Below are 4,353 nucleotides of genomic sequence, written 5' to 3' on the forward strand. Positions count from 1 at the left end.
GTAGTACTCCACGCTGGTGATGTCGAGCGTGATCACGCCGCCGGAGGGCTGCTGCTTGGACTTGTCATTGCGCGTCAGGTCCTTGCTGATCGCAGTCCAGCTGGCGCCTCCGTCGCTGCTCTTGTACACCTTGTCGCCGGACGTGTAGAGCGTAGATTTATCGTGTCGCGATATAAACAAGGGCGAAGTCCAGTTGAACCGCAACACGTCCAGGTCCACCGCGCCGTGCCCGGAAACATCCAGCGGCCAGACCGAAACGTCCTGCGTCTGGCGGTCCTGCCGGTTGAAGCGGAAGATGGTGGCTTCGTTGTTGCCGTAAACAACGTTCGGGTTGCGCGGATCGGGGGCGATGAAGCCGGTCTCGCCGCCGAAGTCGAACCAGTCCTGGCGGGCAATCACGCCTCCGTCGGCGTAGCTGGAGATTCCGACGCTGCTGTTGTCCTGCTGCGCGCCGTAGACGTAATAGGGATACTGGTCGTCGGTGATGACGTGGTAGAACTGCGCGGTGGGCTGGTTCGCCTGCGTGCTCCACGTCGCGCCCCCGTCCACGCTGATGGTCGCTCCGCCGTCATTGCCGTTGATGATGCTCTTGGGATTCGTCGGATCGATCCAGAGCCCGTGGTGATCGCCGTGCGGCGCCGGCAGAAGCGTGAAGGTCTTGCCGCCGTCAACCGAGCGGAAGAGGCCGGTGTTGAGCACGTACACCGTGTCCACTGTCTTCGGATCGGCGAAGATGTGGCTGAAGTACCACGCGCGCTGGCGATAGCGCTCGTCGTCGTTGACCCGCGCCCAGGTGTCGCCCCCGTCTTCGGAGCGAAACAGTCCGCCCTCCTTCGCCTCCATCAACGCGTACACGCGACTGCCGTCGGCGCCCGAGACCGACACACCAATGCGGCCGAGCGGGCCTTCCGGCAGACCATGGGCCTCCAGACGCTTCCAGGTATTGCCGCCATCGTTCGAGCGGAACAGGCCGCTGCCGGGCCCGCCGCTGTTCAAACTCCAGGGCGTGCGATTCACTTGCCACATCGCGGCGAATAGCGTGTTCGGGTTCTGCGGGTCGAAGACGACGTCAATGCCGCCAGTCTTATCGTCCACGAACAGGACCTTCTGCCAGGTCGCGCCGCCGTCGCTGGTGCGATAGATACCGCGCTCGGCGCTGGGCGCATAGACATGTCCGAGCGCGGCTGCGTAAACGAGGTTTGGATTCGTAGGGTGAACGATCACCGCGCCGATTTGGCGCGAGTCCTGCAATCCGACGTGCTTCCAGCTTCTGCCTCCGTCCACCGACTTCCACACGCCGTCGCCGTACGTGATGTTGCCGCGGATGCAGGCCTCGCCCGTCCCGATGTAGATGGTGTTGTGGTCGGATTCGGCCACCGCGATCGAACCCACGGAAGCGATCGGTTCTTTATCGGTGAGCGGCTTCCAGGTAGCGCCCGCGTCCATCGTCTTCCATACGCCCCCGGCGACGCCTCCGAAATAAAAAGTGTTCGCTTCGCCGGGCACTCCGGTCACGGCCAGCACCCGTCCGCCACGATACGGACCGATGCCTCTCCACTTCATGCCGCTGAACAGCGCCTGGTTGTAAGTCTGGGCAAAAACGGTGGAACAAAGCAGGATCAACAGCAGGACGGCAAAGCGCCTGAACATTTGCAACAATCCTCCGTGATGCAAAACGAAGAATCGTAGCACGAAGGGATAAAGCGCCGGGAAATCGCAGGCAAGGAATTCCGAGCACGCGCCACGCCCGAGCACTCGGCGCAACTTACTTCCGCGTCTCGATCTCCCCGATGTAGAGCTTGAGCCCGATCAGCATGGCCAGGATCGTAAGCAGCGAAACGCCCAGCCCCGCGCGGCGGTAGTCGCGTTCGCGGAGGGCTTTTTCCCCGGCCAGGCGTGTCTTGGTCGCGGTCTCCTGGCCGGCTTTGATGTCGACGTCAATCTTTGCCGACGTGAAACCGTGAAGCGTTACACGGGCCTTGGTAAGTTGGTCGCGCGCTGAGGTCAGGTCCAGTTGCGCCTGGCTCACTTCCATCCCGTCGCGCGCGGCGCGGGTGAGCACTTCCTCGGATTTGCCGATTGCGGTTTGCAGATCAAGGAACTGCTTCTGAATGTTTGCCGCGGCGGCGAAGCCGGCGTCTCCCTGCGTGTGGCACGAGGTGCAGACCGCCTGCGGTCCGGTACCAACCATCGCGTCCGTGGGATGAGAAATCCGGTGGTTGCTGTGGCAGGTTACGCACCCCGGCAGCCCGGCCGCGCTGAATGCCGCTTTGTGCGGGCTGGACTCGAACAGTTGCGCCTGGAAGACATGGCAAGTCGAGCAAACGTTGGTGACGCTGGCCACGCCGGGCGGCGCGGCGCCGTGGTTCCCGTGACAGGTGGTGCAGGTGGGCGCGCTCAGGTCGCCGCGCACGGTGAGCGCTTCATGATGCACGCTGGAGCTGTATCCGGCGAACTGGTCATGCTTGATCGGATAGGACTGCATGTACTTGCCGTCGGCATGGCAACGCGCGCAGGTTTCAGCGACATTGAGCGGATGCACTTTGGCGCGCGTGTCCTTGACCGCGCGGATGCCGTGTACTCCATGGCAATCGATGCAGACCGCCACCTTGGTATCGCCTGCCAGCAAACGCTTGCCGTGCACGCTGGTCTTGTACTGCGCTAACTGGTCGGTGCGCAGCGACGGGTTGTACTGGCGCATGTAGCCGCCGTCGGCGTGACACTTGGCGCACAGCTCCGGAACCTGCTTACGGTCAATATGGCCCTTGAACCCTTTCTTCTTGTCCATCGCTTCCATGCTGGCGGGATCGCCGCCATGGCATCCGGCGCAGGTCACGCCTTTTTGCGCGTGGATGTCTTCCGCATACTGCTCGGCGGTGATTTTCAGATTGCCATCGAGCGAGCCGTGACAGTCGACACACGTGCTCTGAACCGCTTGCGGCAAGGGCGCCGCCGCTCGCGCCCGCGCGGCCGCGAAAAGCGCAACCGCAGTCCAGATGATTATCGCCAGCGCAAACCACCATCGCGAGGTGCGCCTCATGCCGTTCCCGCCCGGCGCGTGCATGACTTGGTTATGAATGGCTATCATGATTCTCTCCCGCTCATTTCGCCACGTACCCGTACATGGTCATGGTTGCGATGTACGCCAGCGCGAATACGCCCAACCCGGTGACAAATGCCCGCCCCAGGTTCGAGTTCTTGCGCTCCAGGAACGGCAGGAGCACCCAGATGGCGCCGGCCAGCCCAAAACCGAGCACGCCCAGAAGCTCGCCGTCAATGAACCAGATCTTGGCGGGAATCAGCTTCAACGTCTGGAACATGAACAGGAAGTACCATTCCGGCTTGATGCCGGCGGGCGCGGGTGCAAACGGATCGGCCTTGGCCCCCAGGCCCCAGGGAGAGAGCGCCGCCAGCGCGCCCAGCACCCCCAGCGCGATGTACCAGGCGACCGCTTCGCGCAGCGCGAAGTTGGGAAAGAATTTCATCTCACGCGCGGATGCAGGATCGCGCTCCCACTGCGACTCCACCGAAGGCGGCACGCTGATCCCGAACTTCTGCACCAGCAGGATGTGGATCCCCAGCAGCAAGGTAGTAATGCCCGGCAGCACGGCAACGTGGAATCCGAAAAAGCGGGTGAGCGTGGCTCCGGTAACGTCCTCGCCCCCGCGCAGGAAGATGACAATCCATTTCCCGATTACCGGCACTTGCCCGGCCACTTCCGTGCCCACCTTGGTAGCGAAAAATGCCAGCGTGTTCCACGGCAGCAGGTAGCCGCTGAAACCGAAGCCCATCGCCAGGAACAACAGCACCGCGCCGGTAATCCACGTCAGCTCCCGCGGCTTCCGGTAAGCCTTCAGAAAGAGCACGCTGAACATGTGGGCGAACGCGGTCAGGATCATCAGGTTCGCCGACCAGGAGTGGATCGAGCGCACCAGCCATCCGAACTGCACCTGGGTGGTGATGTACTGCACGCTTTCGAACGCCTCGTTGGCGCTCGGCCGGTAGTACAGCAGCAGCAGGATGCCGGTGCAGACCTGGATTACGAACAGGAACAGCGTTATGCCGCCGAGAAAATACCAGTGCGACAGGCGGTGCATGGGGACGGTTTTCTTGCGCAGCGGCTTGGTCAGTTCGGCCAAGCCGAAGCGCTCGTCGAGCCAGTCTCTTACCACCACGAAGCCGCTCATCTCACGCCTCCCGCTTCCGCCCGACCACGATTTCGTCGCCGCGCACGTGGACATCGAACAGCTCCAGCGGCCGCGGTGGCGGGCCGGAAACGTTGCGCCCCGCCAGGTCGTAGGTGCCGTTATGGCAGGCGCACCACACCTGCTTGACGTCGCTGCGGTATTGCAC

3 protein-coding genes are annotated in these 4,353 nt (G+C 63.0%); all 3 read right to left on the minus strand.

Translation table 11 applies throughout. From position 1 onward, the window contains the following. On the minus strand, positions 1 to 1,650 hold a 1,650-nt coding region (locus VFI82_08335), incomplete at its 3' end, for a hypothetical protein (GenBank protein HET7184681.1). 115 nt (positions 1,651 to 1,765) lie between these two features. Then, positions 1,766 to 3,088 (minus strand): cytochrome c3 family protein, encoded by a 1,323-nt coding sequence (locus tag VFI82_08340; protein HET7184682.1) that lies wholly within the window; start codon positions 3,086 to 3,088, stop codon positions 1,766 to 1,768. Positions 3,089 to 3,101: 13 nt separating this feature from the next. Then, on the minus strand, positions 3,102 to 4,187 hold the full coding sequence (locus VFI82_08345) for a cytochrome bc complex cytochrome b subunit (GenBank protein HET7184683.1): 1,086 nt from the start codon (positions 4,185 to 4,187) through the stop codon (positions 3,102 to 3,104). Positions 4,188 to 4,353: the final 166 nt, after the last annotated feature.

The sequence above is a fragment of the Terriglobales bacterium genome (genome assembly GCA_035691485.1).
Classification (GTDB): domain Bacteria; phylum Acidobacteriota; class Terriglobia; order Terriglobales; family Acidobacteriaceae; genus JAIQGF01.

Excerpts from the sequence above, each read along its gene's own strand:
- VFI82_08340 (HET7184682.1), bottom strand. The coding sequence starts at position 3,088 with ATGATAGCCATTCATAACCAAGTCATGCACGCGCCGGGCGGGAACGGC.
- VFI82_08345 (HET7184683.1), bottom strand. The coding sequence starts at position 4,187 with ATGAGCGGCTTCGTGGTGGTAAGAGACTGGCTCGACGAGCGCTTCGGC.